This is a genomic window from Microcoleus sp. A6-C6, assembly GCF_036705955.1.
Taxonomy (GTDB): Bacteria; Cyanobacteriota; Cyanobacteriia; order Cyanobacteriales; family Microcoleaceae; genus Microcoleus.
The window spans coordinates 57,983-83,657 of the sequence record NZ_JAUBVR010000019.1 but is presented as its reverse complement, the minus strand read 5'-3'; the positions used below and the strand labels follow the sequence as shown (position 1 = coordinate 83,657).

The following is a 25,675-nucleotide window of genomic DNA, read 5'->3' as shown; positions in this document are numbered from 1 at the left end:
CATCATTAAATGGTGCACACCCGATCATTGCCTTTTTGTCAAGTACAATTTATACCAAATTAGATGAGCTTGCCCTGGGCATCATTCCAGACTACCCGAACACAGCCAAACAACTTAGCTAAGCTAATTCTTTGTTCAATTGTCGGATAGAATCTGTATTGATAACGCCCTTTCATTATTCTTCCTTTGTATTCTTAATTTACTATATCATAGTATACTAAACAATCAGGAAGATTGGTAAATTAATTTCAAGGCGGTTGAAACCGCGCCTGACTTCATCCCCATATCTGAAGCTAGGGGCTTTCGTCTCGTTTTTCTGGTAACACTGTAAAAATTGCTTCCTTGCAAAATTCCTATATAATATTTCGATCGCCCTCGCTACAGCCCCAACGGCTCCAACAGACGGCTCTCCGGCCCAGAAACCAAGCGCAATATTGGCCGCGATCCCCTCCTGAAATTTGTCCCCTAGTCGATCGCACTTAGATCTGAAGCCTGTTATATTAGCTGTACGTAGGCAATCCGGGTGCAACTGTTAAAAGGTTCCAGTCCCCCTTACCTGGTGCGGGAGCTGGAAGCCGAAAGACTTACCACCTTTTTAATTGAGCACTAAACAGGTGTCTAACTCACGAGTTAACAGCTCAAACCCGATCGAGCTTTCATCGCGCTCGATCGCAGTCTGTGCGTTTCACAGCCAACAATTTTCAGTTTCAGCGCAAAATCCTTACTTTCTCCGTATTCCAATTCAGGGATCATATGTGGCGAAGACTATACTTCGGCGAACAACTAACAAACCACAACTAATTAAAGTTATGAACAGCCCAAAAGTCAGTGTAATCATTCCTGCATTCAATGCAGCCGAAACTCTGGCCGAGGCCGTTGCCTCCGTAGTTAATGGCAGCCACAAGCATCTAGAAATTTTAATTGTTGATGACTGCTCGACGGACGATACTAGCAATGTTGGTGCTAGGCTAGCCAAGCAAGATTCGAGAATTAAGTTCTATAGAAATCCCCAAAATTATGGCGTTTCCAAGTCTAGAAATTTAATGATCAAGCGGGCCACTGGCAAGTATGTAGCGTTTCTAGACAGCGACGATACCTGGGAACCCAACAAGCTAGAAGTTTGTTTGAAGATGCTCGCAGACAATCCCGAAGTCAAAACAGTTGCTCATGCCTTGCGGTATTTAGACAAGCGCGGCAACAAGTTGAGTTACGTTCCTACCTATCCTACAACTAAAGCAGAAATGCAGGCGATTAAGGAGACAGGCGAAAGTCCTTGGGTTTTCCCGTCTTCTGTGGTAGTCGATCGCTCCATTCTTCTCAAAGAAGGCGGGTTTGCAGAAGATTGGGAGGTAGGAGAAGATACAGAGTTATTTACCAAACTTGCTCAAAAGCACGGCTTGCTAGCGGCGACAGCACCTTTGGGAAATTATCGAATTAGAGGAAACTCTCTCACAGATAAGCACTGGCTGAAAAAGCGCATAGCTTCTGAGTGTGTCAAGGAAAATCAACTGCGACGCTTACGGGGAGAAAAAGAGTTATCGCTCAATGAGTACGAACAGTTATGCTTTAACAGTTTGCCCCTTTTGCCAAGGCTCAACAAATTCCGAGAAATTTTGGCACTGCACTACATGAGAAAGCTGGGACAAAGTTGGTTAAATCGGGAGGTTTTGCCTACTATTGTTTACGGCGTCGCTACCACAGTGCTTAATCCTCAAGCTACTGTGCACAAGTGGAAATGGATGAAGTCTCACGAAAAGTTGAGTCATCAAACCGCAGAAGGTATCAGTCATTCGGCAGAATTAAATCGCCAGCGATCGTCTGAAATCGGGGGGCTGTCCTAAAGGATGTTTCCTAAAGAATGTTATAGTTGTATGCGGGTTTAGTCAAGAAATTAGGTGCTGCCAATAAAGCCGAATCGAAGCCGATCGCCCAGAGACTGGTTAATACGCGATATTGGGGTTTTGAGCCGTATTTGACTGTTAAGATCCTGTCGGGTCAATTACCCGCAATACCAGCTACAGCGGCTTGCAGCCGTGCGATGGGACACGATATACAAATCTTTGAAAGCCGCGATCGGATGTCAGCCTTGATTTATTCTGCCACTAGCTTCAAGCCTATACAGGACGCTAATAGAAGCGTTCCCGCACCGTGCTATTTGTCGCCAAAACAGTTATACTAAATATCATATATAAGTAAAGAGCAAAGTTTATTGAATGAAAAAATGGGTGGCAAACCCTTTTTTGAAGCAGAAAATAAAAGCAAAAATTTAGCAAAAATTCTGCTTTCTACCTTCAGAGGACGATCGCCTTTTTACTTTAAACTTGATGAAATTTATGGACTGGCAAGAAGTTTCCGGCAACTGGGTATTAATTCCCTCTAAACCGATCGCGATCGTACATTTTCTCGGCGGTGCATTTGTGGCGACAGCACCGCAACTAACCTATCGCTGGCTGTTAGAGGCTGTGGCAAATCAAGGATATGTGGTAGTCGCAACACCGTTTGTGAATACTTTGGATCATATTGCGATCGCCCGCGATGTCCTCAACAAATTTGAAAATGCCCTGGATAGGTTGCATACCACTAAATTGCTCAAATCTTCGTATCTTCCAGTTTACGGCATGGGGCACAGCATGGGATGCAAACTGCACTTGCTGATCGGTTCGGTGTTTGATGTAGAAAGGGCAGGCAATATTCTGATCTCTTTCAACAATTATGCGGCATCCGAAGCAATCCCGATGGCCGAGCAAATTTCCCCCGTCTTTAAAGTAGAATTTACGCCTTCCCCGCAAGACACCAATCGCCTAGTGCAAGATAGCTATCAAATCCGGCGCAATCTTTTAGTCAAATTTAATGGCGACAACATCGACCAAACCCTGCTGTTGACAAATCTGCTCAAACCTAGATTTCCCGACATGATTACAGTTCAAACCCTGACGGGGAACCATCAAACGCCATTAGGTCAAGATGTTAGCTGGCCTGTGGGTCAAATTTTTACACCCTTCGACGCTCTTGGCCAATGGGTAAAACAAGAAGTGTATCGAGAATTAAATCAATTAAAACGGACAATTCTACTGTGGCTAAATCCTCTGTCGCGCGTTTAAAAACCGATCGGCCGATTAGCCCAAAAGTTCGTCCGGCAATTGCAAAATATCATCTTCGTCGCCCATCTCGGAGATAGGAGTATAGTTTTTGACGATCAACAGACAGTTACGGTCATCAGCCGTTCTCGTATAACTAAGACTGTCTGCGATGTCTTTCATCAACTTGAGCCCCCGCCCGCCCGAAGCTTCAGGATCGATTTCTGACATATCTCTAATTTTTTGGTCTAAATTAAAGATTGGGCCCGAATCCCAAATTTTAATCTCTACAGATTCAGTACACACCGTCACCTCAATATCAACCGGCAAATTCGGCTGTTTGCCCTGGTGGGCGTGGCGCACCGCATTGGTAAAGCCCTCAGCCAAAGCCAACTGACAGCGTATCCACACGCTGGTGGGAATTGCCCGATCGTACAATTGTGCAAACCACGACAAAACTGGGTCTAAAGCACTCAGACCAGTATTGATTTGAAGATCCGCTTTCTTTAGGACTTGCAACTTTTGGGAACCTTTTAATTCAATCACGCTCTGCCACTGAAATTATAGTTTTATAAAATAGAGGCAAATATTTTATTGCCTGTACTTTACGTTTTTAACTTTTTTGCCAAAAGCCGGGCCAACATCACCCATCGGAGTTATTCACAGGCAGCGTCATTTTCCACATTCTCGATCGGCTGCGGGCAATGTCAAACCGGGCAAAATTGAATGGGAGTTTTATAAGACTAGCTTTTGCGACCAGCAAAGTAAACGTCAAATCCACTAATCAGCTATTTATGATACCAGAAGTCCCGCCCAGATGTCAATTCGGCCCTGCTGCCCAAAAAAGTCCATCAAAGTTTATATTCTGAGTATAAACTGGGGGTGAAGTTCGATCGCGACCAAATTTCCATCAAATTTCAACGTAAATAGAACTCAATGGCTGGCAGGAAAAAGTATTTACCTGAAAAGCGATGTCAATAAACTATACTCTATCTCAGACAAGCGCGCTGATAAGATATATTTTTAATGACCCCCAGACCTTGAAAGACTTGTAGTACCTGAGTGCCATGTTTCAAATTCTGGTTATTGACGATGATACGGCTGTTCAAGAACTGCTGAGAAGAACCCTGAAAAAACAGGGTTACGAAGTGACAGTAGCAAGTAATGGCGAAGACGGTGTAGCCCAGGCGCAAAAATTGCGTCCGGCCCTGATAATTTGCGATTGGATCATGCCGCGCTTGACGGGCATAGATGTTTGCCGTCGAGTTAAGGCAGATCCAGATCTGTCAACTACACAATTCTTTTTGTTGACTTCTTTGGGTTCGATCGCCGATCGAGTCAAAGGGCTCGACGCCGGTGCCGACGATTTTATCTCAAAGCCGATCGAACTCAACGAATTGCAGGCGAGAGTACGCGCGGGATTGCGGCTGCACCAACTCAGCCGAGATTTAAAAATTGCCAAGCAAAATCTGGAAGCAGAATTAGCCGAGGCGGCGGAGTACGTGCAATCGCTGCTGCCAGATCCGATGACGGAACCTTTCAGCATCGAGGCAAAATTCATTCCCTCCCGGCAGTTAGGGGGAGATTGTTTCGACTACAACTGGCTGGATGCCGATTATTTGGCGATTTACTTGCTCGACGTAGCCGGTCACGGTTTGCGGGCGGCGCTGCCTTCTGTGGCCGTGCTGAATTTGCTGCGATCGCGCGCACTGCCCAACATTGACTACTACAAACCCAGCGACGTTTTGCGAGCCCTCAACACCACCTTCCAGATGAGCTACCAAAATGACAAATACTTCACCATCTGGTATGGCGTTTACAACCGCATTACTCGCCAGCTAACTTACGCCAGCGCCGGTCATCCCCCTGCCGTGTTGATTTCCCAGTCCCCTGCGAGCACTGCTAAAATCCAGCGATTAAAAACCCCCGGAATGCCAGTCGGGATGTTCCCGGACGCCCCCTATGTCGATAATTGCTGCGATGTCGAGGATTTAAGCACTCTCTACATCTTTAGCGACGGGGTATACGAGATCCACCAACCTGACGGCAATATCTGGGGGCTTGACCCTTTCATCGACCTGCTAGCAGCTTACAACGGTGCAAGTGCCGACCAGTTAGAACTGGTTTTGAACTACATTCTAAAGTTGAACGCTAAAGCAGTTTTTGATGATGATTGGTCTTTACTCAAGGTGAACTTTGGCTAGCTGACCTCTTGCAGCACATCTGCGACCAAATAGCAAGAAGGCAGCAGCCAAAAAAGTTAACTGGTAGAGAGAATTTTGCTATTAAAAGCATCGCGGGTCACAAATATCTCGAAAACTCGATCCATGCTGGTGAGTTCAAATAAGATGCGGATTTGCTCGTTGATAGAACAGACGACTAATTGACTCCCAGCGGCCCGGACTGTTTTGAGCGCCAAGACTAAAGCGCCCAAACCAGAACTATCCATAAATGTCACATCAGTGAAGTCTATCAATACCACATCGGCTCCCGCTTCCACTAGGTCGCTAATCTCTTGGCGGAATTGACTTGCCTTGGTGCCGTCTAAAATGCCAGAGGGCTGAATAATTTTAACTACAGGACTCATATTTTGCGGTGTTAATGTCAGAATTTCTAGCCAGACTAGGGCTAGTATAGCTGCGAGACGGACTCCGATCCAAATAAGAGAAAGGGAAAGTCCCAGAGCGGGAGAATATTTTTGAGTGCAAGAGATGGTGATCGTCGCGGATCGGAACGCTGATCAGACTCGCAGCGCTTCGCCGGGAGTGAATGTTGAGAGGGGGACAATCTTTGTTCTGCCGAATACCTTCTGCTATTAATCAAACTGGGCTAACTTTGGCGCGGTAGAGGAGTTTGTCGCCTTGTGTGTAGCCTGTGTAGCGGACTTTGACGGGTTCTCCGGGCTGGGCTGTTCCTTCGAGGAGTTGGTGTTGTTGCCCGTTGTAGGGAATCTCGGCTCCGACTGGGGCGATCGACTCTATGCCCCAATGCTGCAATAACTGCTCGACGGGGCGCAGCAACGGCAGCAGTTTCTGGGCTGGCAAATGGTGATTTTCCTGAGCTTTGCTGGCAGCCGTCGGCCACTGCAACATCCAAGATTCTAAAATTTGCACGCTAGCAAGTTGGAATTCCTGCATCAAAGACGATCGCTGTTGTGCGATCGAAGCTTGGAGGCGCTGATATTCTTGTTCTAGGGCTGTCGGTGCGGGCGGTTCTAACTCTACATAGTCTGGGGCCAAGGTTGCGAGCAGTTCGGTTAAGGAAATTTGCAAAGCTTGACTAATTTTGAGCAGGATGTCGGCTCGGGTTTTCAAAGCTAAGCCGCGCCGCAGACGGCTGAGCTGAATTTCGGGAACTCCTGCTTTTTGGCTGAGTTCTCGATCGCTCGAAATCCCGGCTTGTTGCATCAGGCGTTGCAGTTGAGGAGCATAATCAGGAATATTAGCTGCCACGAAAATTCATCCAAATTAATAAATGGACATATTCTCGATCGTAAACTGTCGGGAGCCTTAAGGAAATACATCTTTGGGGCGGGCTTTTGGGCCCGCCCCATCAGAGTTTTTGTGGCACAGGCATCTTGCCTGTGGCCGACTAGGAGCAACGCCCCACAAGAGAAGTAGCTATTTTACGGCAACTTGTTCGCGGACGGCTGCGGTTGCAGTTGTGGCAGAACCTTGCAAATGCGCTTCTAGGAACCACAAACGCTTGTCAATTGTCCGCGAAATTTCCGTGTACAAGTCGGCGGTATCAGCGTCACCGAGTTCGCCTGCTTTGTCGATCGCGACTCGCAGGTGTTTGGCATAGGGTGCGTAGCGATCGGCCAAAGCAGTGACGTATTCCTTGCCGTCTAGGATGTCAAAAGGAAATTCTGGCAGGATCGAATCTGCGGCGGCTGTGCGGGCTGTTCCGACAGCCAAAGCGCCCAAAGCTGTGACTCGTTCGGCAATGGTATCAACGTATTCTTCGAGTTCCCCCGCCATTTCGTCAAATAACAAGTGCAACTGGTAGAAGTCCATGCCTTTGACGTTCCAGTGAGCTTGCTTGACTTGAGTTTTTAAGTCTAGAGTCGTGGCCAGCGTGGCGTTGAGCAGCCCGACTACTTGAGTGCGGGTGGCGACTGGCATATCGATGCGGGTCGGGTACAGATGTTGTTTGTGGTTGTTGGTAGTCATAGGTTTTTAGGTTGTGAGTGGTGATTGTCGATCGAATATTTGCCTGTGATGAATTGCTCAAGCTAGGTGCATCTGCAACACAGAACGGGGAGCTCGGCGGATTTTACACGGGATAGTTTCTAAACCGAGACGCTGGCAAGCTTCGTAGCGGTGGCAGCCCGAAAATCCGTAATACTGGCCATCTACTTCTAGCACGTCGATGGGTTCGTTTAAACCTACCTCGCGGATGGATTCCATGAGGGCGGCTACTTTGGTTTGGTCGTTGACTCGCGGCAAGGGGCGGCGAATCTGGTTGAGGGGAATTTCTTCAATCCTCATGGCGGCTTTCTTTTTTGCTTATAGTTAAATCATACTCGTAATGACTTCGTTTTAGCAAAAAAAATCAGGACTGACGCAAAAATAAAGTTTGGACATGATTACTCGGTAAAATAGAGACAAACCAAGCAACTTGCAGGCAACCCCTGATGAACTCAACGACTGGCTTGTTAACTCGCATTACCCAAACCCCCGGTCAGTGTGGCGGTTGTCCCTGCATTCGAGGAATGCGAATTCGAGTCACCGACAATTGACAATTCGCTATATTAGGACTGCTAGGTGATATTCAGGGCTTAGCTGCGATCGCACATTTGTCGATCGCTTGTCTATAAAAGTAATTTACTACATAGCAAATAAATTCGCTGCGATATAGTGCCATGATGAAAACATCCCAACCAGATATTATTGTGACAAGCCAAGATGGAGAATATCTGATCGTCGTTGAGGTAAAGCTCAAAGACATCAGTATCGGGGTTCAAAACGCTATTGAACAGCTTAAACACACTATGGCATCTATTGGTTGCTCAGTTGGACTTGTCGTAGCTGGCGATCGTGTGATTCTCCTCCGCGACTCCTTAGAGAAATACAATGGTGAGTCAATTTATGTAGTTGGTGAAGCGAAACTTCCCCATTATCTGCTGCCATCGGCAGATGAGCAATGGAAAGGAAACCCTGCTATTGAGTTTGAATCGCAAGTTCAGCGATGGCTTGAGAAACTAAAGCTGACTGCTAGTATGGAGAACTTCCCAAGTGACTTAAGAAATCTACTTAGTGAATCAATAATGAGTCTTCTGCAAATTGGCGAAGTGAGAGCTGGTGGCCCTAGATGGAGCAAGGTTGCAAGGTGAAGCCCAAGGCAGTTTTAGTTGAGACAAATTGGGTAGTGGATGTTATTGCTCCAGCATACTTACAAAGTCCACAGGCTATTCAGTTGCTTGAACGTGCTCAGGCTGGTGAGTTTAAGCTATATGTGCCTGCAATATGCCTTGCAGAAGCACGAGAAACTGTACCTCGACGATTTTCCCCACGTTCTCGCTCTGATGATTTACGCAAATTTATTAAATGGGCAAGAGATGAAGGGCGAGTGACTCCTGATGAGGCTGATGCAGCATATCAGGTATTTGCTCAATTTGATGGATTAGTCGCAAATGAACTGACGAAAGTGAAAGTTTCAGAACGATTGGATGAATTAGCGAAACATCCTAGTCTCAACGTCTTTCCGCTGTCAGAACCTATGCTGGAGCGCCAAGTATCTATTGGTGCAATGGATATATCCCTTAAGCCATTTGATTTAGCAGTTTTAGCCGCTGTGATGGTTAAATCTGAAGAATTACAGCAAGAAGGGCACGCTTGGGTTGGTTTCTGTGAACTAGACTCCGATCTTCAACCGTGGGACAAATCCGGTGCCCGGAAACGTATTCTTTGCGATCTCTACGATGATGTCCGAATATTGGTGTACGCTGACTTCCTACTAGAAGATGTAAGTGAGCTTCCCGATGGTTGGACTACTTAAACTTAGCAATTAGCACTTAACTATTATTATGATCAAAGTTTCCGCATCATACTCGAAATCATACCACTGCTACTAAATCCTATCCATTCAATCCAGCAATAATATTGACACTCATCGCCAAAATAGCAGTGTTAAAAAAGAACGATAGCACGCTGTGAAAAAGCACGAGAAATCTCATGGAACGAGAAGTAGTTTGCACGTCTGCAACTTGGCAAGTCATCCCAATCCCAAAGGAGAAATATAAAAAATCTTTGTAGTCTGGTTCCTCATCGCCCGGAAAATCCAAACCATTCGCCTGCGAGTAACTGCCGTGCTGCTTGCTGCGGTTTCCGTAGTAGCTGTGGGCATAGTGCATCGTGAAGATAGTGTGCACCTGCATCCAAGAGCCAACAATTGTCAGCACAGAAAGCCCTAAGTGCAGAAATAGTAAATTTGGGGGCAAGCCTTTGGTATCGCGCAGCAGGAAGACGATCGCCAATAAGCTAGCACAAGCCGCTGCCATGATCGTACTTAAGATAGCCAAGCGGCCGGCGTCCAACTGCTGAGCGTTGTGGCGCATCAGTTCGGGAGTGCCTTGCAGCATCAGCATCCAAGTCAAAATCAGGAAACTGACAGCGCCCGCGTTCCAAATGCACAGCATCCGAGTCAGGAGGAAATAGTGAGGCGGCAGGAAAACAGCGACTGCTATAGCGAACAGAACAGACGCAAACAAGCGGTGCCGGACGCTCCACACCCACTGCATTTGAGATTTGGAAACATTTCTCACAGAAATCTAGCCTAGTAATGGTTAGAAAATGCCAACTACTGCTATCTTGCCAGGAAATCCCAAACAATAATCAATTGGTAACACGCGACACGGGCAGCATTTTTCATGCCTTTCGATAGATCGATCGACCTCAACGTTCTAGGTACAGTGGAAAAAAAGAGAAATTGTGGTTTGACATTATGGCATCCTCCCAACCCCTCAAAGGTATTGAATTGATCGACTGCGCCAAAGCCAACGCCCAACAAGGAATCGCCACAGCCGCCCAGCTTTGCGGCTACGGAGGCGACCTCAACACCTTCGAGCAGGAACTGAAACAGGCTTGCCAAAACATCGGTGTCGAAGTCAAGGAATTGAGCGACTTGATTACGGATCAGCAGATGATCAAACCAGGAATGGGCATCGAAATCGCTCCAGACACTCCCTCAGAACTCTAAGATCAATCTCCAGCGCACCAGCAAAGAGAGCTAAAACCGCCCAGACAGGAGTATTGTCAGTCTGTCACAAGAGGCAGGCTAGAATATTTGGCATGGGATCTTCTGACTTTTGGCAGGAGTCGTGTTTCCTCCCACGAAGAGGGTGCTTTCTGGAGGGTGCTGAGATTGTTAGGAGGACTGTCGTGTCAGATCAGCAAGACCGAATAATGCGTTTGTTTATAGAGGAGGCTAAGGAGCACCTCGATACTCTAGAAAATGGTTTGGTGGATTTGAAGTCCACGATGAAAGACCCCGAAAGCCTCCAAGAGATGTTTCGCGCCGCCCACTCGGTAAAAGGAGGGGCGGCTATGCTTGGCTTGGATAGTATTAAAACAACCGCTCACCGCTTGGAAGATTGTTTTAAGGTGCTCAAGGACGGGCCCGTCAAGCAGGTTGACCAAACGGCAGAATCCCTATTTTTAAAGGGAGTTGATACGCTTAAAGACTTGCTGAAGCGACTGGAAGGGCCTTTCGGGTTGAGGAATGAAGAGGGAGAAAAACTCGTCCAGCAGGTGATGCCTGTTTTTGCTCAACTGGAAACTCATCTCAACAACTTGGCTGCGGGCAAAGTTCAGCCGGTTCCTACTGCTGGATCTCGCGCGCCCGGGGTGGCTCAAACAGCGGGGGCGACGCCGGCGAATTTTGCTGGTGAAGTCATGGTTTTACTGAAAGAGATGTTGCAGGTGTTCAAGCAGAAAGAATCGGCTGCTAGTCGTCAGGAGTTGGCGGCTGTGTGCGTTCGACTCTATAAGTTGGGAGCTAAATTTGAGTCTTGGCAAAATTTAGTTAAAACTGCTAGAGGGGCGATCGTTAATCCGAAAAACTCTTATAAAGTCTTAGCTCCGTTGGTGATCAAAGAACTCAAGGAGGCTGGGGATTTGGTGCAAGGGGGGAAAGTCAAGACGATCGCTCCGAGTAAAAATTTGCTACTTTTGGCAGCAAGCCCAAAACCAACAGTTCCAGCAGCCCCAGCAGCTCCAGCAGCCCCAGCAGCAGCGTCGAAGCAAGTAGCTCTTCCCGCCGAACCGAAGGCGTTAGTCAGGCTTTTGCTCAAAACCTTTAACAAAAAGCAACTCTCGGAAATTGCCAAGTTACTGGTTCACGCCATCAAATCCTCTTCCTAGCAGTTGTTTCAGTAGAAGATAGAGTCAAAGCAATATTTTTGAAGCGGAGAATTTTTGGGTGCGTGCTGGCAGCCTGAGTTGAGCAGCAACTCGAAAAAATTCACTTGTTCAAGATTTTTGCCCTCTAGCTTCTACTGTTGGGCAACCCTGCGTTAGAATTAGTGGATATGGGGTCGGCGTGCAATGCTTTGTACCAGAATAAAAAATCGAGCAGGCTTTAGAAGGCGGTAGCTGTGAAACCAATTCGTTCATTAGAAGATGCTTTAAACCGCTGTCAGGCGATGGGAATGCGCTTGAGCCGCCAGCGTCGATTTATTCTAGAGCTTTTGTGGGATGCCAAAGAACATCTCTCGGCTCGCGAAATTTACGATCGCCTGAACCAACAAGCCAAGGGGATCGGTCATACTTCTGTTTATCAAAATCTGGACGCTTTGTCGAGAGAAGGGATTATTGAGTGCATCGAACGATCGGAGGGACGCTTGTACGGGAATGTCAGCGACTCTCACTCTCATGTCAATTGTCTGGATACGGCTCAGATTCTCGACGTTCATGTGGAATTGCCGATCGACTTGATTGAACAAATCCAACAGCAAACTGGTGTCAAAATTGTAGACTACCGGATAGATTTCTACGGATATCGATCGCCAGAGTCCGCCTTGGGCGCATCGACTGTTAGCGATACACCAAAGGCTTCGTAAACGATGAGGCAGCCTTGGTTAAAAGCAAGATGGATATTTTTGCTAGGGCTGTTTGAGGTATAAAATAATTTAAGTATTGATACTCCCCAGGGCTGAAGCCACGGGGATTCTTGAATGAATCCGAGAACTCTCAAAGGCGTTATCAAAGCACCTCTATACGCTCAAAACAACTACCAGTACAAAAGGTATTGCAATTGCGCTTACTTTTAAATTGTTTGCTTTCATAGTCCATCACAACGCCAGATAGGTACGCTTCACATTCTGCCATTATTTGTCAGTTATACAGGCTTACTACTCCTTAAGGAGTGTGGTGGCTCACTGTGCCGGGATTTCTCCGATACTAGAATGCTTCAACACGTAGATGGTTGTTTTACTTGCTAATCTAATTATAACAAAACCTTTCAATGAGTTGCGTAAATAAATGTTGAAGGCGGTTGAAACCGCTACCGAGTTCCTCCCCATGTCGTTAGCCCGGGGCTTCCCTCTCGTTTTTTGGTGAAACTCGATCGGCTGTTTGGGCGATCGGGAAATAAAATTGAGAACTCAGCAAAAAAATTTGTTATACCCGCTACAGGTATCAAGTTGAGACAAAACCAGGTTTAATACTCGCTTTATTTTTGAGTGCGCTGGAATCGGACGAAATTTTGTATAGCAACTTCCATACCACTCCCAAATGTATCTGTGGAGTCAAATCTCAAATCTCAAATCGCTCGACTGACGGGGGTTTCTACTGTTTTTTTAGCTCAACTGCACCCGGAAGCAGTGAATAATTGTTCGATAACTGGTATGATTTACGTGCTTCTTGAGCCGAAAATGCTCAGAAGCAAAAAGTGGGGCTGGACATGAGCCTGACTATAAAACGCCGTAGAGGGAAAAATTGCCAGTACCTTGAAGGAAGTTCTCGATCTCCTTAACAGGAGTCAGAAACCCACATCGAATCTATGATTTGATGTGGGAGTGTCACGCAGAGAGCGCATTACAGGACAGGCTGAAGTAATGGCGAGACGACAATCTGACCAATTCCACACACCACCGCAATACAACCCATCCCCCAAACCGATCGCACAGTTGAGTGCAGCGGCGACAGACGATGCGAGTTCCTCTAACCAAGCGTTGCCGATTGAGGGCAAAAGAACTTTTTGGCAGTGGCAACTGATCTGGCTGAGTCTCCTGGTGGGATTTGGTGTAACGGGTGTAGCTGCATTTCTGTGGTTGCTGACGATGCCACCGCCGCCTAATTGCCAGCAACTGTCGCCATTGGCGGCGGACGGAGAGCGACTCTACTGCGCTCAGCAAGCCGCTAAATCGGGCAAGCTAGAACAACTAGAATCGGCAATAGCACTGGTGCAGGCTTGGCCACAAGAACACCCGCTATACTCGCAAGGTCAACATTTGATCGGGGAATGGTCGAAAGCCATGCTCCGATTTGCCAGGGCAAAAATTGAGCTGGGCGATTTGAAGGGCGCTTTGGCGATTGTGGCGAAAATTCCCAAAACCAGTCCGTCTTACCCAGAGGTACAGGAGGCTGTGACTGCTTGGGAAAAAAATTGGCAGGAGGGTCAAAAACTCTACGATACAGCCCTAACAGCTTTGAAAAGTGAGGATTTAAAGAAAGCCTGGGATTACGCTCAAGCTCTGTTCAAGCTGGAAAATATTTTCTGGAGTCAGAAGCGTTACAACGAGCTGATCCAGCAGATTTCTATGGAAAGAAACGGCTGGCAGCGGTTGCAAGAGGCGAGAAATTTGGCGCAGGACGGAACTCCGCAAAAGTTCGCTGAGGCGATCGTCCTGGCTCGCAAAATTGACTCGCAGCTTTTTGCCCGGGCTAAAGCTGAGAAGGAAATTGAGGGCTGGAGCCGGACTTTGCTGGCAATGGCAAATAAGCGGTTGGGGGCGAAAGACCTGCCGGGGGCGATCGAGGCTGCTTCTGTGGTGCCGCAGAATTCGCCACTGTTTGCGGAAGCTCAAGATTTGATGCAGTTGGGTAGGGCTCAAGCGGTGATGTGGAACCAGTCGGTATCAACACCGCTGGCGCAACACATTTTTACTTTGCTCGAAGGGCGCGGGGCTGCTAGCCAAATTGCTCCGGGCCGCCCTCTGTACAAGCAGGCTCAAGTTCAAATTGAAAATTTGCAGGTGCAGTTTCAAGATTTGGTGCGGCTGGAAATGGCGAGCACGATCGCCAGTTTCGGTCAGATAGGAGCGTTTCAGGTAGCGATCGAGCAAGCGCAAACCATCGGACCCAAACAGCCGCGGCGGGTTCATGCTCAAACATTGGTGGCTACTTGGCGCCGGGAAATTCAGCGGATTGAAGACCAATCTTTTGTGAACCTGGCGAAGCAGTTGGCAGCACCGGGAACGGTTGAAGGACTTAAGGAAGGCATCGGTCAGGTACTTCTGATCTCTCAAAACCGTCCCCGCAGAGTAGAGGCGCAAAGTCTCTTGGCTCAGTGGACGAAACGCATAGAAATTATGCAAGATCAGCCTTTTTTGGATGATGCTATCGCCCTGGCTAAGCAAGGAAAACTGAGCGCGGCTATTGAAAAAGCTTCGGAAATTAAGAGCGGTAGGACTCTTTACGCTAAAGCTCAGGATAATGTCTATGAGTGGGTGAGCGAACTGCAAGTTGCTCAAGATCGTCCGATTCTGGATCGAGCTGCGGAATTAGCATCTCAAGGCAGTCTCTCGGCGGCGATCAATATGGCTTCCCAAATTGGTTACGGTAGGGCGCTGCACTCAGAGGCCGCAGGGGCGATCGGGCGCTGGAGCGCCGAACTGAGAGCCAACACTGCGCCTCCGCCGGAGCCCGCTCGCGAGTACGCACCGGCTCCGCGACAGGAAGAGTCCGCACCGGCTCCGCGACAGGAAGAGTACGCGCCAGCACCGCGACAGGAGGAGTACGCGCCACCTGCTCAAGCAGAACCTTACTATCCGCCCGCCAGACAAGAGGCCCCGGCTCCGGCTCCAGAACCTTACTATCCTCCGGCGAGGGAGCAGGAACCTTACTATCCTCCGGCGAGGGAGCAGGAACCGTACTATCCTCCGGCGAGGGAGCAGGAACCTTACTATCCGCCCGCCAGACAAGAGGCTCCGGCTCCGGCTCCGGCTCCAGATCCGGCTCCGGCTCCGGCTCCGGCTCCGGCTCCGGCTCCGCCATCTATTCCTGAATCGGCCGGGCCTCCTGATGCTAATTTGCTCCCTGAATAATTGGGTTTTCCGGCGATCGACCTCTAACATCTAAAATCGAGTGAGTAATTTGCAACTGCTGTCGATCGATAGCGACCCCATTTTTCGGCTGGGGCTGCGAGTATCCTGCGAGGAGTATCCAGACTTGGAAGTTGTCGCAGATGTTGCCACGGGTACCGAGGCGTTGCGGGTTCTGGAAACTCGCTCGCTGGGGTCTGGAGCAGCCAATAAGCCCGCAGATTTGGTAATTTTGGCTGTTGAAGTGTTAAGTTTGCGATCGGGTCAAATCGAAGCGCTGGCAGTTTGTCGCCAACTCAAAACTTTGTACCCCAACCTTCCGCTGTTACTGCTAGGCGGGCCGCTCACACCGGATCTGCTAACGCAGTTACAAGCTGCGGGCGCAAAGGGTTATTGTCCTAAAAATAGAGATGTTTCCCAGACAATAGAAGCTATTCGCGTGGTAGCATCCGGCGGCACTTATTGGCCGACTGATGCGCTAGAAAACTCGGAATTAAAACTAAATTCAGCGGTAGTTCCAATTATAAAAAACTCCCCAGCCAATCCCGAAGAAAACTCAAAGAATTTGATAGTTGATCGGCCAGTACGAAAAATCCTGGCTTATTTTTGTGTGCCTGGATTGCAGCAAATCGATGCAGCTTTGGCGGTTGTTCAAGCTGATTTGGAACAGATGAAAACCGCAAATTCGACAGATTTATCCACTACTTTAGATGGGATTGTAGTCAATGGACACCGCCGAGAATTGCTGGCAGCTCGTTGGATTGTTAGTCAGTTATTGTTTGATGGAAGAGGGGAGAAGGAAGAAGGAAGAAGGAATAAGGAAGAAGGAATAAGGAAGGCAGAAGGAAGGCAGAAGGAAGAGGCAGAAGGAAGACGAGAGAGTTTGTTGAATAATTCTCAGTTGCAAGTCGCGAATTCCGCAGTTTCGGGTGAAGCTTTGGCGGTTGCGAGTGATTGGCAAGGAAGTTTGTTTGATTCGGTGGCTGCTAAATTGCAGTTGGATTTGGTCAACTTGACTGGTGTGCCTTTGGAAATCGATATTTTGCGATCGACCAAAAAGCGCGAATTGATTAGCTCCATCCTGCGGAAGTTAGAGGATTTGCTGGAAGAATTACGCTTTTCGCAAGTCCAGCAAACTCAATTGTCCGAAAAAATGCCTGCTATTTTGCGGGATTTGTGGGAGGCGACAATCATAGATTTTTTTGGCAGATACTATACGCTGCAAACGGGAGAAAATCGGGTTTTAGACGGCAGTAAAACAAGCTTAAAACTGCCAGAAAGTCAAGGGGGAAGCGCTGCTGATCTATTGGCTAGCAGCAGCGTAGAAGTGGTGCCGGTGCTGCTGGCCAATGCTGATGCAGTTGCAGCCGAAATCCTTGACAAAATCCCGATGACTGTTGATTTTTTTGCACATTTGCTATTTGAAATTCCGCTAACAGTTGATAATATTTCTTCTCTGGCTGGCAGCCCGCAAGCGATGCAGCGAGCTGAAGCTTTGTTAGAAAATTTGGCAATTCAAATTGCTAGCGGAGTGGTACAGCCTCTGCTAAACAATTTTGCAAATATTGAGGAAATCAAGCAAATTTTTTACGATAGCAAGTTGATTTCGACACGGGAAATTGAGCGGTTTCGGAATAATGTATCGTGGAGATATCGATGGAATAGCTATTTTGTGGAACCGAAAGCTATTTTTGAAAGCAGGTTTTTGCTGTTTGTTTTGGGCGATTCGGGAATTAAGAGAATTTCTATTTATGCTCCGAGAAATCTAGAGTTAGCACAGCTTACTGGGTGGCAGTTGGCTTTGACTTTGCTGCTGGAAGCTAGGGATGCGATCGCACCTAGGGTTCGCGCGGTGATTTCGCTGTTGGGTGCTGCTGTTGTTTACGTTTTGACTCAGGTAATAGGGCGGGGAATTGGTTTGATCGGGCGGGGAATTATTCAGGGAATTGGTAATTCTTTGCAGGATAGCAAGTTTGGTAAAAATGGGTGAGTTGACAGTTGACAGTTGACAGAAGCAAGAATCAAAAAGGCAGAGTTGACAGTTGACAGTTGACAGTTGAGCGAAGCAAGAAGGAAGGAAGAATGAATAGGGGAATGTACGGGATTGAACGGATTGAGATGAATCACTCGAATTTCAGATAATTGGTAATTGCTAATTGGTGATTGGTGGTATTATAGATAATGACTTAATTATATAAGGTTAAATTTTTATGAGTATTATGATAGCGATAGATGCCGATCGCATAAACAGCTTAGATTTGTCTCCGGTGCGGACTGTGATTGAACAGTGGCTGGCGGCTGGGGCGATCGCCCAAAACGAACAACAGGTACAATTTGAAATTGAGTATCCGCGCGAAGAATTAGATCCGCGAGAAATATCCGAAATTCCCGAAGTGCGGCTGTGGTTTATCCGCTTGGATGCTTGTTATCCTTGGCTGCCGTTTTTGCTAGATTGGAAAGCGGGAGAATTGGCGCGCTATGCGGCGATGTTGGTGCCGCACCAGTTTCACCGCACCCAAGGCATTCAGTACAATCCTGAAGCTTTAGAAATGTTTTTGATGAGCAAAATTTTTGTGCTGACTGATTGGTTGAACCAGCAGGGAATTCCCAGTAAATCGAAGTTGATGGCGATGTCGCAGATGTTTGGTTATGATTTGGATGATGCTTTTTTTGATGTGATCGTCCCGCATCAATAATACCTAGCACCTCTAATTAACATCCTCCTAATTAGGTATACTAATCTCTATCTTAAGAATTATCTTACCAGGTATAAACCGGATTTTTTCAATTGTGGGGCAGGCTTTAAGACTCGCTCCACAAGCTATAAGTTAGATCGGGAAAGCTTAATTAATCTTAATAGTAACCGCAAAACGGCTTTAATACAATGCTTTGACCAGCTTGCCCAGCAATGCTGTTGGTTGACTTCACACTTTCCTCAGAATTTAGAGTTAGTTTAGATAGACACCGATCGCCCGATTCGATCGATCGAGGAAATGTCCCATGAAAACAGATTACCTCATCGTCGGCAGTGGTTTATCAGCACTGGTTTTCGGAGCCTTGATGGCCAATTCCGGCAAAATCGTACACATCCTCGAAGCTCACGAGCACCCCGGAGGCTTTGGCCACACCTTTACGATGGCCAAAAAATACACGTTTAATGCTCAATTTCACTACGTTTGGGACTGTGGCGAAGGACATACAGTCAATCGAGTCCTCAAAAAACTCGGTCTCGATCGCGATGTCACCTTTGAGCGGTACGATCCGAATGGCTACGACCACATGAGAATGCCTGGGTACGCGCTAGATATTCCCTCAGAACCAGAAGAACTAATCCGCAGATTGTCGGCGCTGTTTCCCGAAGCCAGCGAGAGAATTCGCAAATTTGTCAACGAAGTTGAGCAAACCGGCGCGGGACTCAGAAAACTCGCTCCTCCCGTCAAGCCAATTGAATTAATCAAAAATTTCGGTGACGTATTCTGCGCCATTCAACACCTCAATAGTACACTTCAAGACGTTTTCGACAAGTTCCAACTCCCGCAAGCCGCCCAAACTCTATTAGCCCTGCAATGGCCGGACTTTTTGCTACCTCCAAACCAGCTTTCTTTCTATGCTTGGATTGCTTTGTTTCGAGGCTATCAAGAAGGTGCATTTTACCCGACGCAGCATTTTGAAAATGTCATAAATTCTTTAGTTAAAGTCATTGAATCTAACGGCGGGAAAGTTCTACTAAACCATGAAGTCACAAATTTCAGGCTGACAGATAAAACTGTCACGGGAGTTGAAGCGATGGATTTGACCACGCATCAAACCCATGAATTCACGGGCGACACGGTGATTTGCAACCTTGACCCCAAAAGAGCGGCCAAGATGATTGGAGAGGAACAGTTCTCTAAAACAGTGCGGCGGAAACTCAACTATGAGTATTCGGCATCTAACTATATGGTGTACTGTGTTGTCAAAGATATCGATCTCCGAGACTATGGATTTGGCAAGTGGAATACGTTTCATTCCGAACATTTGGATCTGAATGAAGCTTTTGCTCAAATGTACGATAAAAATGATTTTTCTCGTCCGAGTTTTGCGATTACCACGCCGACTTTTTTGACAGAAGCGCGGCGGGATTGTCCAGAAGATTGTCAAATTGTGGAATTTCTGACTGTTGCTAATTACGGTTATTTTAAGCAACTTTGGGAGAGCGATAAAAAAGCTTACAGGCAGAAGAAACAAGAGATTTTAGACTCAATTTTAGACGTAGTTGAAAAACACTATGTTCCAGATTTTCGCAAACACATGGTTTTTCATATTACCGGAAGTCCTACCACTAACGAGCGCTTCTGCTGGTGCCCTAATGGCAATTCCTACGGTTCTATCCTGACGCCGAAAAACATGGGGGTCGATCGGCTAAATCACGAAACATCCCTCAACAATTTCTATTTCTGCAACGCTTCTTCGGGCTATCCAGGCTTTGCGCCGACATTTTGGACGGGGGCGCTGCTTTATCAGCGTTTATCCGGCGATGCGATTTTAGGGTGAGGAATCACAATTAAATAACAGCGATATTTCGGAGGTTGGGTTGAGGCTTTGGGCGATCGAAAATAGTCTGATATCTATGAGGAGACGGCAATGCCTATTTGTGTCAGCTTAGCATCAAATATAGCATGGATCTACTGTTTGATGCTGAGGTCCAGATCCCCCCTAGCCCCCCTTAAGAAGGGGGGGACAAGAAGTTATCAAAGTCCCCCTTTTTAAGGGGGATTTAGGGGGATCTGGTCTCGGCGATCAACGAGAAATACAAAAGTTTTTCTTCAAGTCCCCCTTTTTAAGGGGGATTTAGGGGGATCGAGACTCCGCTACAAACGAGAGATAAAAAGGTTTTTCTGGTTAAATTGACACCTCCGAGCGGTGCCGTTTCCTACCCGGAATACAAGCATTCAATTAATAGCGATCCAACCTATAAATTAGGAGTAAACTATGAAAATTGTAATTGTTGGGGGCGGAGCTAGCGGTATGGCGACAGCCTACTGGCTCGATAAACAGGGGCATCACGTCACTGTGTTGGAAAGAGAGCCGATTTTAGGCGGACACATTCGGACGCTCAACAAAAATGTTGAACCCAATCAATCTGAGTGCAATGAAATATTAGAAAATGGGGTGCTGGAATTTCCCACTGTGTTTTACAATTTCGTTGCTTTTATGCAGGAGTTAGGCGTTGAATTAGAACCTGTGCAGATTGGTTCAGCGCTGTTTTTTAAAGATGGCGAACACTTTTTGTCGCGAGTATCTATTGAAAAGAATTTCACCGGTATCCAACGCCTGAGTGAGTATTTGCGGCTCGATAGTCTCTACGCTCGTTCGGCTGGATTTATTTTAAAAATGCGGTTTGCTAAACAACACGATTTCTATGATATGCCGCTTTCTCAGAGTTTGAAAAGGTCGTGCGTCCGCAATGATTGGCTGAAGTTGCTGACGATGTACAGCTACTCGATACCGTTTGAATTGCTCGACAATTTTCCGGCAGAATTGGCGATGCCGATGCTACGCGCCTATGCCTCGGTTAGTTGGGTGAGGATTAAAGGCGGGGTGTATTCTTACATTGAAAAGATTCTGGGGCAATTTAAGGGTGATATACGGCTGAATGTGGAGATTGCCAATATTTTTAGAAGTGCTGATGCTGTAAAAATTGTGCTTTCAGATGGGGAGATTCAGGAGTTTGATAAGGTGGTTTTTGCGATGCCACCAGACCAAGTGATGAGGCTGTTGGCTGACCCGACGGATGCGGAAACGAAGCGGTTTTCGGCGTGGAAACCCAATTATGCCACGACGGTGCTACATTCGGATACTTCGATGTACGATCGCTATGGTATCCGCAAGTTATCAGAATTTGATTTTTTCGAGACGGACAAGGGATGGGGCTATAATGCGAGCTTGAATCAGCTTTGCGGCATTTCGTCACCGCGAGAGTATAGTTTAGCATTTCGACTTGATGAGGCGATCGCCAAAAACCAAATTATTCACATCCAAAAACATCACACGCCGCTGTATACTGTCGAGTCTTTTCGATACCGAGACGAAGTTATCGAGACTAACGGCGAGAACAACACTTATCATGCAGGAGCTTATTTGGGAGATGGTTTGCACGAAGGAGCGATTACCTCTGCTTTGCGAGTCGCGAAATTAATCGGGTAAGATCAATGGTGATGCTAAAAACTCTGGAAAATAGCGGTAAATTGCTTGTCTGTGCAGCACTCTCACAAAAGTAATGATGTCTGTATCAAAAGTTAAACCAATGCGAGAGTGATTTTTGCCGTTTACTAAACTGCGACAATATCCGCCACTGTTAGGTAGACACCATAGCTCACAGGTGCACCCTTTGTTGATCCGGCTAACACAGTACCCTCAAAGTTAGCTCCGATGAATGTTACGCCACTCAAGTCGGCTTCGCTCAAGTCGGCATAACACAGCCTAGCCCAATCGAGATTTGCCTGCACCAAAGAAACTCCCACCAGATTTGCCCTGGTTAAATCTGCTCCCATCAACTTGACACCACGCAACTGAGCACCGCTGAGATTGGCTGCTACCAAGTTCGAGCTTTCCAAATTGACCCCGTTCAGTTTGGATTCGCTGAGGTTGACGCCATTGAGATCCGTCCTGCTGAGGTCGATACCATTGATGTAAGCTTTCCTGAGATTGATGCCTGTTAGTTCAGTGGCAAAGAGCTTTGCACCGCTAAGTTTGGCCCCTCCGCAGTTAGCCCAGTTGAGGTTGGCTCCCGTGAGGTTCGCGCCCCGCAGGTTGGCGAATTGGAGGTTAGCCGTACATAAATTGGCGTTCCAGAGGATGGCGCTCCGCAGGTTACTACCGATGAGTTGGGCGCCGCTCAACTTTGCCCTGGGAAGTTTTGCTTTGACGAGGAAAGCTCCGCTGAGATTGGCTTTCGTGAGTTCTGCATCGGCTAATCTGGCTTGGCCCATTTTGGCAAAACTCAGATTTGCCCTGCAAAGGTTTGCGCCGTTGAGTTCTGCTTTGGTGAGATGGGCTCGACTCAGATTAGCTCCCGACAGGTTAGCCATCGAAAGGTTTACTCCGTCCAAAATGGCTCCGCCCAGATCGGCTCCGCCCAGATCGGCGCCAGCAAAGTCTCTGTTGCCATTTTCGTAGTCTTTGAGCAGCTCGGTTACTTCCATAGCGGTTAGATTCCTAATAGCGAAAATTTATCTAGAAATTCTTAGCCCTTGATAAATATTTTATATCTAACGGAGTTGGCGCGATCGCACTTTGAACAAAGCTGAAAATTAACTTTATATTTTTCAATATACTTTGTTCTTTGTGCAACACTTCGGACAGTTTTTGACTGTCAACCGTAGAATAAGGGTTTCAGGGGGAGCGGTACGAAGGCAACGCTTGCCGAGGCACACTATAGGCTTTCGGGTAAATCAAGGATTTCAGACTGGGACCTCAAAACAGTCCAGTTAAAAGTAATTTCATATATTTTATCGATGAGGAATTTATGGATATTCCTAGCGGTAGATGCTCTGTGTTCACAACCTAGTTGACAATCTACCACAGATCATAAAAAACTAACAGCGAGTAAGATCGTGTCCGCTGAAAAGACAGCAGTAAAATAGGTTTGATAGTTCGGAATGCGAGTCCTCAGCATTTTCAGAGGACTGAAGTCCGATGCTGCGAGCACATTTTCTTAAGGGTAATTGACCGGATACAATCTAAAATCCGTTTGAGGCAACCCGCTCTACTTGCGGTTAGGCAGATGTTTCAATCTATGTTATGCTGAGTGAAAATTGAGGAATCATCATGTCAAAAGAAAGAAAAAGCAACAAAGAAGTCAAAAAGCCCAAGAAACAACCTGACGGTGTGGCTAAGCCGAAGGATGACAACAAAAATTATGGCACAGACAACCGCAAGTAGAGATAGCTGCAAATCTTGGGATTTCGATTAATTTTGTTCAATTTTCATTACTATCGCTCCGCGACAGATTTCACTATCCTATTTTGGGATTATCCGAAAACAGGTTTATTATACTTAGGGTATATGCAGTGCTAAACCCAAAGTACAATGAAATCTGTTTTTAGCCATGAATATGAAACATTCCGTCGTTGCATGATTGCGGCTCGTAAAGAGGCACAACTAACTCAGGAGTCTGTTGCTAAATCTCTGAAAAAGCCCCAATCTTTCGTAGCCAAATATGAAAACGGTGAACGACGGTTAGATGTAATTGAGTTTCTGTTAGTTGCTCATGTAATTGGTGTAGATCCTTGCGATATTATTAGGGAAATTTCACAAAAAATATCTGAAGCATCTTGTGAGATCGAGATATGAATACTCAAGATGTCATCAGAGTTGCATCCCAATACCTCGATCGCCTATCGGGTCACACTTTCGACGTTCTAGAGGTATCTAAACCTGTTACCGTAGATGCAGCAGTGAATTTGTCTAAAGTTATCTCAAAGCTTTCGCCCTTAGTGGGAAATTTGATTGAATTTAACACCGTTGAATTCTTGAATCAACAAAATGAGTTCGCTGAATTTGGCAAGTGGCAAAGGCAAGATCCGGGCTTTCCAGATACTATTTTTGTCGGCACAGTTCAACCAACGCCAGGATTAGAAATTAAAGCGTGGTTCCCACTAGCAACAGAGATAACAGCACGTTTTAAAGATAGTCAGAATCACTTTAGGTGCGATCGCACCTACGTTGCTATTATCGCATGGCTACCCGATAAAATCATCTATGGCAAGCCTCGCATTCTTGATGTGTGCGTTGTCTCTGGTTTATCCGTAGCTGTAGCGAGAGATACCCACTATCACAATCCACCGGATTATCTTGTTTTAGAGCCGGAAGATACAACTCAAAGAACAGCAAATTTGCAACAGACAAACACCAGCGGATATAAATTCCAAGGCTCTACTGAGGAGTTTTTAGAAGCTGAGAAAATCGTTGATTCATGGGGTACTCAAGGAAAAGTCTATAAGCCGACTAGAGAGTATCAGCGCCTTCTACGCGAGCTACGGATACGGTATGAATACAGACTCGATACAAATTTTGCAAAGATGGATAGAATTGCACATCCAGGTATCGAGGAATTTAAGCGACGTGTCTACAATATTGAAGTTTCCGGTATGACTGTTGGTGGGTGGAATAAGCTTTTATCAAGTCGCCGAGAAGACAGCATCAAAAAATCACTACAAGATTATCTACAGATTAGAGAAGAGAGTATTGATGAACTTCTTGATTGAATCTTTGTACACCATAGTAGAAATAGTCTGAGTCTATCTCGCAAGAAAATGCTTTGCGTTTTAGTTGACGTGCTGCCAAAGATGCACTAAAAAGTCCGCCAAAAGGTTCCCATATAACATCGTTTTCATCGCTAGATGCCTCAACAATAAGGCTCATCAAATCCAGAGGTTTTTGGTTGAGATGTAATGCTTTTCCTGAGATAGTTTTAACTCTCTCATTGCCTCGTAAAGGTTGACGATCCCAAACGTTTGTAAAGCCGTGAGGGCATCTAAATTTCGATCGCATTTTACTCCATTCTTGTCCCGTTAAAGACTGATTGCCATCCAGAGAAAAGTAGGGTTTTCCTTGAGGACGACCATACTCATTTGCATAGTTCACTAGCCTTTCAAACATCTCCGTCGGAGGAAAATACCACAAATGCCCTTGATCGAAGTATTTTCTGGTTGCAGCATCCACCACCCCGCAAGCATCGTTCGCCCGTCGTAACGGCAATCCAGAGCGTTTCCACTCTTGCAGTAACCACGCTTTTAAGGTAAGTTCATTAACTGTTACTTCTCTTACATATTGAACGCAAACTTCTGTAACAACGGGGAACCTGCGAATTTTCTGTGTGTTAACATTCCCTGCGATATGACCTTTTCCCTTGTTCCAAATATTGGAATTGACATAGCGCCAACCATATTTTTCTAGAATTGGATGCAACACAGCCCAACCAATCTCTGAATTCCAAAACCAGAGTGTTGTACAGGGTATGGCTGCTTTTGACCATGCCTCGATATGAGGTTGATACCAATTAGGTAAATCAATGTGATCTGAAGTGTCTCCTTCAAACCCAAGAATACCGTAAGCTCCATCTGAAATGATGACAGTAGGTTGCTCCCAATTATCGTAGTGCTGGAGACTATTGCCTAGATTTAAAGTAACGTATTCGTCACTCCAGGCAGAAAAATTAAAGTTGGTATTGAGATTAGCTACTTTACCACGACCAACAGTGCTGCTCGCTTTGCGTTTTAAGATGCTGGGAGAATTCGGTTCTGCGTTAGGACTCATTTGTTGACTTACGTGACTGTAAAAATTAAGTACA

General features: G+C 46.5%; 25 protein-coding genes and 1 pseudogene. 17 read left to right on the top strand and 9 right to left on the bottom strand.

Features of this window, described 5'->3' with window-relative positions:
- Window positions 1-59: 59 nt before the first annotated feature.
- On the bottom strand, window positions 60-176 hold the full coding sequence (locus tag QUB52_RS10715; RefSeq protein WP_332976171.1) for a helix-turn-helix domain-containing protein: 117 nt from the start codon (window positions 174-176) through the stop codon (window positions 60-62).
- Window positions 177-809: 633 nt separating this feature from the next.
- Between QUB52_RS10715 and QUB52_RS10710 the strand changes: the two genes are divergently transcribed.
- The 3 genes from QUB52_RS10710 (at window position 810) to QUB52_RS10700 (ending at window position 3,101) form a co-directional block, all read left to right on the top strand.
- Entirely contained in the window at window positions 810-1,841 is a 1,032-nt protein-coding gene (locus QUB52_RS10710; RefSeq protein WP_332969546.1) for a glycosyltransferase family 2 protein, read from the top strand.
- A gap of 26 nt (window positions 1,842-1,867) precedes the next feature.
- Window positions 1,868-2,179 (top strand): hypothetical protein, encoded by a 312-nt coding sequence (locus QUB52_RS10705; protein WP_332973626.1) that lies wholly within the window; start codon window positions 1,868-1,870, stop codon window positions 2,177-2,179.
- Window positions 2,180-2,333: 154 nt separating this feature from the next.
- Entirely contained in the window at window positions 2,334-3,101 is a 768-nt protein-coding gene (locus QUB52_RS10700) for a DUF1350 family protein (RefSeq protein WP_332969544.1), read from the top strand.
- A 15-nt stretch (window positions 3,102-3,116) separates the two neighbouring features.
- Here QUB52_RS10700 and QUB52_RS10695 read toward each other — a convergent pair whose 3' ends face one another.
- Window positions 3,117-3,623, bottom strand: coding sequence for an ATP-binding protein (locus QUB52_RS10695; protein ID WP_332969542.1), 507 nt, complete (start codon window positions 3,621-3,623; stop codon window positions 3,117-3,119).
- 521 nt (window positions 3,624-4,144) lie between these two features.
- On the opposite strand from QUB52_RS10695, the gene QUB52_RS10690 reads away from it, so the two are divergent.
- Window positions 4,145-5,281, top strand: coding sequence for a PP2C family protein-serine/threonine phosphatase (locus tag QUB52_RS10690; protein ID WP_332973625.1), 1,137 nt, complete (start codon window positions 4,145-4,147; stop codon window positions 5,279-5,281).
- Window positions 5,282-5,337: 56 nt separating this feature from the next.
- Here QUB52_RS10690 and QUB52_RS10685 read toward each other — a convergent pair whose 3' ends face one another.
- From QUB52_RS10685 to QUB52_RS10670, 4 genes are all read right to left on the bottom strand, one after another.
- On the bottom strand, window positions 5,338-5,664 hold the full coding sequence (locus QUB52_RS10685; protein WP_265236924.1) for an STAS domain-containing protein: 327 nt from the start codon (window positions 5,662-5,664) through the stop codon (window positions 5,338-5,340).
- Window positions 5,665-5,896: 232 nt separating this feature from the next.
- Window positions 5,897-6,529 carry a helix-turn-helix transcriptional regulator gene (locus tag QUB52_RS10680; protein WP_332973624.1) on the bottom strand — a complete coding sequence of 211 codons (633 nt, stop codon included), beginning with the start codon at window positions 6,527-6,529 and terminating at the stop codon, window positions 5,897-5,899.
- Window positions 6,530-6,697: 168 nt separating this feature from the next.
- Window positions 6,698-7,249 (bottom strand): DNA starvation/stationary phase protection protein Dps, encoded by a 552-nt coding sequence (gene dps / locus QUB52_RS10675; RefSeq protein WP_332973623.1) that lies wholly within the window; start codon window positions 7,247-7,249, stop codon window positions 6,698-6,700.
- A 57-nt stretch (window positions 7,250-7,306) separates the two neighbouring features.
- Complete coding sequence (locus QUB52_RS10670; protein ID WP_332973621.1) at window positions 7,307-7,567, bottom strand: sulfiredoxin; 261 nt, start codon at window positions 7,565-7,567, stop codon at window positions 7,307-7,309.
- 146 nt (window positions 7,568-7,713) lie between these two features.
- On the opposite strand from QUB52_RS10670, the pseudogene QUB52_RS10665 reads away from it, so the two are divergent.
- The 3 genes and pseudogenes from QUB52_RS10665 to QUB52_RS10655 form a co-directional block, all read left to right on the top strand.
- Window positions 7,714-7,812 (top strand): annotated as a pseudogene (locus QUB52_RS10665) (DUF433 domain-containing protein); the annotation flags it as partial.
- Window positions 7,813-7,941: 129 nt separating this feature from the next.
- A complete protein-coding gene (locus tag QUB52_RS10660) occupies window positions 7,942-8,412 on the top strand; it encodes a hypothetical protein (RefSeq protein ID WP_332973620.1) in 471 nt (156 codons plus the stop codon).
- Entirely contained in the window at window positions 8,409-9,077 is a 669-nt protein-coding gene (locus tag QUB52_RS10655; RefSeq protein WP_332973619.1) for a hypothetical protein, read from the top strand. The genes QUB52_RS10660 and QUB52_RS10655 overlap by 4 nt, the downstream gene beginning before the upstream one ends.
- Before the next feature lie 79 nt (window positions 9,078-9,156).
- Here QUB52_RS10655 and QUB52_RS10650 read toward each other — a convergent pair whose 3' ends face one another.
- Window positions 9,157-9,843 (bottom strand): DUF1345 domain-containing protein, encoded by a 687-nt coding sequence (locus tag QUB52_RS10650; RefSeq protein WP_332973618.1) that lies wholly within the window; start codon window positions 9,841-9,843, stop codon window positions 9,157-9,159.
- A gap of 179 nt (window positions 9,844-10,022) precedes the next feature.
- Here QUB52_RS10650 and QUB52_RS10645 point away from each other — a divergent pair, with 179 nt between their 5' ends.
- The 8 genes from QUB52_RS10645 (at window position 10,023) to QUB52_RS10610 (ending at window position 21,528) form a co-directional block, all read left to right on the top strand.
- Window positions 10,023-10,277, top strand: a complete 255-nt coding sequence (locus QUB52_RS10645) for a hypothetical protein (protein WP_332973617.1) — start codon at window positions 10,023-10,025, stop codon at window positions 10,275-10,277.
- Window positions 10,278-10,483: 206 nt separating this feature from the next.
- The gene (locus QUB52_RS10640; RefSeq protein WP_442923193.1) at window positions 10,484-11,440 is read left to right on the top strand and encodes an Hpt domain-containing protein; all 957 of its coding nucleotides are present in this window, start codon (window positions 10,484-10,486) and stop codon (window positions 11,438-11,440) included.
- Between the two features lie 233 nt (window positions 11,441-11,673).
- Window positions 11,674-12,138, top strand: coding sequence for a Fur family transcriptional regulator (locus QUB52_RS10635; protein WP_265236906.1), 465 nt, complete (start codon window positions 11,674-11,676; stop codon window positions 12,136-12,138).
- A 957-nt stretch (window positions 12,139-13,095) separates the two neighbouring features.
- A complete protein-coding gene (locus QUB52_RS10630; RefSeq protein ID WP_332973616.1) occupies window positions 13,096-15,345 on the top strand; it encodes a hypothetical protein in 2,250 nt (749 codons plus the stop codon).
- A 40-nt stretch (window positions 15,346-15,385) separates the two neighbouring features.
- Window positions 15,386-17,332 (top strand): DUF3685 domain-containing protein, encoded by a 1,947-nt coding sequence (locus QUB52_RS10625; protein WP_332973615.1) that lies wholly within the window; start codon window positions 15,386-15,388, stop codon window positions 17,330-17,332.
- A 220-nt stretch (window positions 17,333-17,552) separates the two neighbouring features.
- Window positions 17,553-18,038 (top strand): CRR6 family NdhI maturation factor, encoded by a 486-nt coding sequence (locus QUB52_RS10620; RefSeq protein ID WP_265236902.1) that lies wholly within the window; start codon window positions 17,553-17,555, stop codon window positions 18,036-18,038.
- Window positions 18,039-18,342: 304 nt separating this feature from the next.
- Window positions 18,343-19,875 carry a phytoene desaturase family protein gene (locus QUB52_RS10615; protein ID WP_265236900.1) on the top strand — a complete coding sequence of 511 codons (1,533 nt, stop codon included), beginning with the start codon at window positions 18,343-18,345 and terminating at the stop codon, window positions 19,873-19,875.
- Between the two features lie 438 nt (window positions 19,876-20,313).
- Window positions 20,314-21,528, top strand: a complete 1,215-nt coding sequence (locus QUB52_RS10610) for an FAD-dependent oxidoreductase (RefSeq protein WP_332970336.1) — start codon at window positions 20,314-20,316, stop codon at window positions 21,526-21,528.
- A 125-nt stretch (window positions 21,529-21,653) separates the two neighbouring features.
- Here QUB52_RS10610 and QUB52_RS10605 read toward each other — a convergent pair whose 3' ends face one another.
- A complete protein-coding gene (locus QUB52_RS10605; RefSeq protein ID WP_332973614.1) occupies window positions 21,654-22,526 on the bottom strand; it encodes a pentapeptide repeat-containing protein in 873 nt (290 codons plus the stop codon).
- An 886-nt stretch (window positions 22,527-23,412) separates the two neighbouring features.
- On the opposite strand from QUB52_RS10605, the gene QUB52_RS10600 reads away from it, so the two are divergent.
- The gene (locus QUB52_RS10600) at window positions 23,413-23,676 is read left to right on the top strand and encodes a helix-turn-helix domain-containing protein (protein WP_332973613.1); all 264 of its coding nucleotides are present in this window, start codon (window positions 23,413-23,415) and stop codon (window positions 23,674-23,676) included.
- A complete protein-coding gene (locus QUB52_RS10595; RefSeq protein WP_332973612.1) occupies window positions 23,673-24,590 on the top strand; it encodes a hypothetical protein in 918 nt (305 codons plus the stop codon). Before QUB52_RS10600 ends, QUB52_RS10595 begins: the two co-directional genes overlap by 4 nt.
- Here QUB52_RS10595 and QUB52_RS10590 read toward each other — a convergent pair.
- Window positions 24,556-25,641 (bottom strand): DNA methyltransferase, encoded by a 1,086-nt coding sequence (locus QUB52_RS10590; protein ID WP_332973610.1) that lies wholly within the window; start codon window positions 25,639-25,641, stop codon window positions 24,556-24,558. The genes QUB52_RS10595 and QUB52_RS10590 overlap by 35 nt on opposite strands.
- Between the last annotated feature and the right edge of the window lie 34 nt (window positions 25,642-25,675).

What these genes read in the sequence shown, in the direction of transcription:
- QUB52_RS10660 (WP_332973620.1), top strand. Translation starts at nt 7,942, where the DNA reads ATGATGAAAACATCCCAACCAGATATTATTGTGACAAGCCAAGATGGA.
- QUB52_RS10590 (WP_332973610.1), bottom strand. Translation starts at nt 25,641, where the DNA reads ATGAGTCCTAACGCAGAACCGAATTCTCCCAGCATCTTAAAACGCAAA.
- QUB52_RS10685 (WP_265236924.1), bottom strand. Translation starts at nt 5,664, where the DNA reads ATGAGTCCTGTAGTTAAAATTATTCAGCCCTCTGGCATTTTAGACGGC.
- QUB52_RS10715 (WP_332976171.1), bottom strand. Translation starts at nt 176, where the DNA reads ATGAAAGGGCGTTATCAATACAGATTCTATCCGACAATTGAACAAAGA.
- QUB52_RS10645 (WP_332973617.1), top strand. Translation starts at nt 10,023, where the DNA reads ATGGCATCCTCCCAACCCCTCAAAGGTATTGAATTGATCGACTGCGCC.
- QUB52_RS10600 (WP_332973613.1), top strand. Translation starts at nt 23,413, where the DNA reads ATGAAATCTGTTTTTAGCCATGAATATGAAACATTCCGTCGTTGCATG.
- QUB52_RS10640 (WP_442923193.1), top strand. Translation starts at nt 10,484, where the DNA reads ATGCGTTTGTTTATAGAGGAGGCTAAGGAGCACCTCGATACTCTAGAA.
- QUB52_RS10700 (WP_332969544.1), top strand. Translation starts at nt 2,334, where the DNA reads ATGGACTGGCAAGAAGTTTCCGGCAACTGGGTATTAATTCCCTCTAAA.
- QUB52_RS10690 (WP_332973625.1), top strand. Translation starts at nt 4,145, where the DNA reads ATGTTTCAAATTCTGGTTATTGACGATGATACGGCTGTTCAAGAACTG.
- QUB52_RS10615 (WP_265236900.1), top strand. Translation starts at nt 18,343, where the DNA reads ATGAAAACAGATTACCTCATCGTCGGCAGTGGTTTATCAGCACTGGTT.
- QUB52_RS10670 (WP_332973621.1), bottom strand. Translation starts at nt 7,567, where the DNA reads ATGAGGATTGAAGAAATTCCCCTCAACCAGATTCGCCGCCCCTTGCCG.
- QUB52_RS10610 (WP_332970336.1), top strand. Translation starts at nt 20,314, where the DNA reads ATGAAAATTGTAATTGTTGGGGGCGGAGCTAGCGGTATGGCGACAGCC.
- QUB52_RS10605 (WP_332973614.1), bottom strand. Translation starts at nt 22,526, where the DNA reads ATGGAAGTAACCGAGCTGCTCAAAGACTACGAAAATGGCAACAGAGAC.
- QUB52_RS10620 (WP_265236902.1), top strand. Translation starts at nt 17,553, where the DNA reads ATGAGTATTATGATAGCGATAGATGCCGATCGCATAAACAGCTTAGAT.
- QUB52_RS10595 (WP_332973612.1), top strand. Translation starts at nt 23,673, where the DNA reads ATGAATACTCAAGATGTCATCAGAGTTGCATCCCAATACCTCGATCGC.
- QUB52_RS10710 (WP_332969546.1), top strand. Translation starts at nt 810, where the DNA reads ATGAACAGCCCAAAAGTCAGTGTAATCATTCCTGCATTCAATGCAGCC.
- dps (WP_332973623.1), bottom strand. Translation starts at nt 7,249, where the DNA reads ATGACTACCAACAACCACAAACAACATCTGTACCCGACCCGCATCGAT.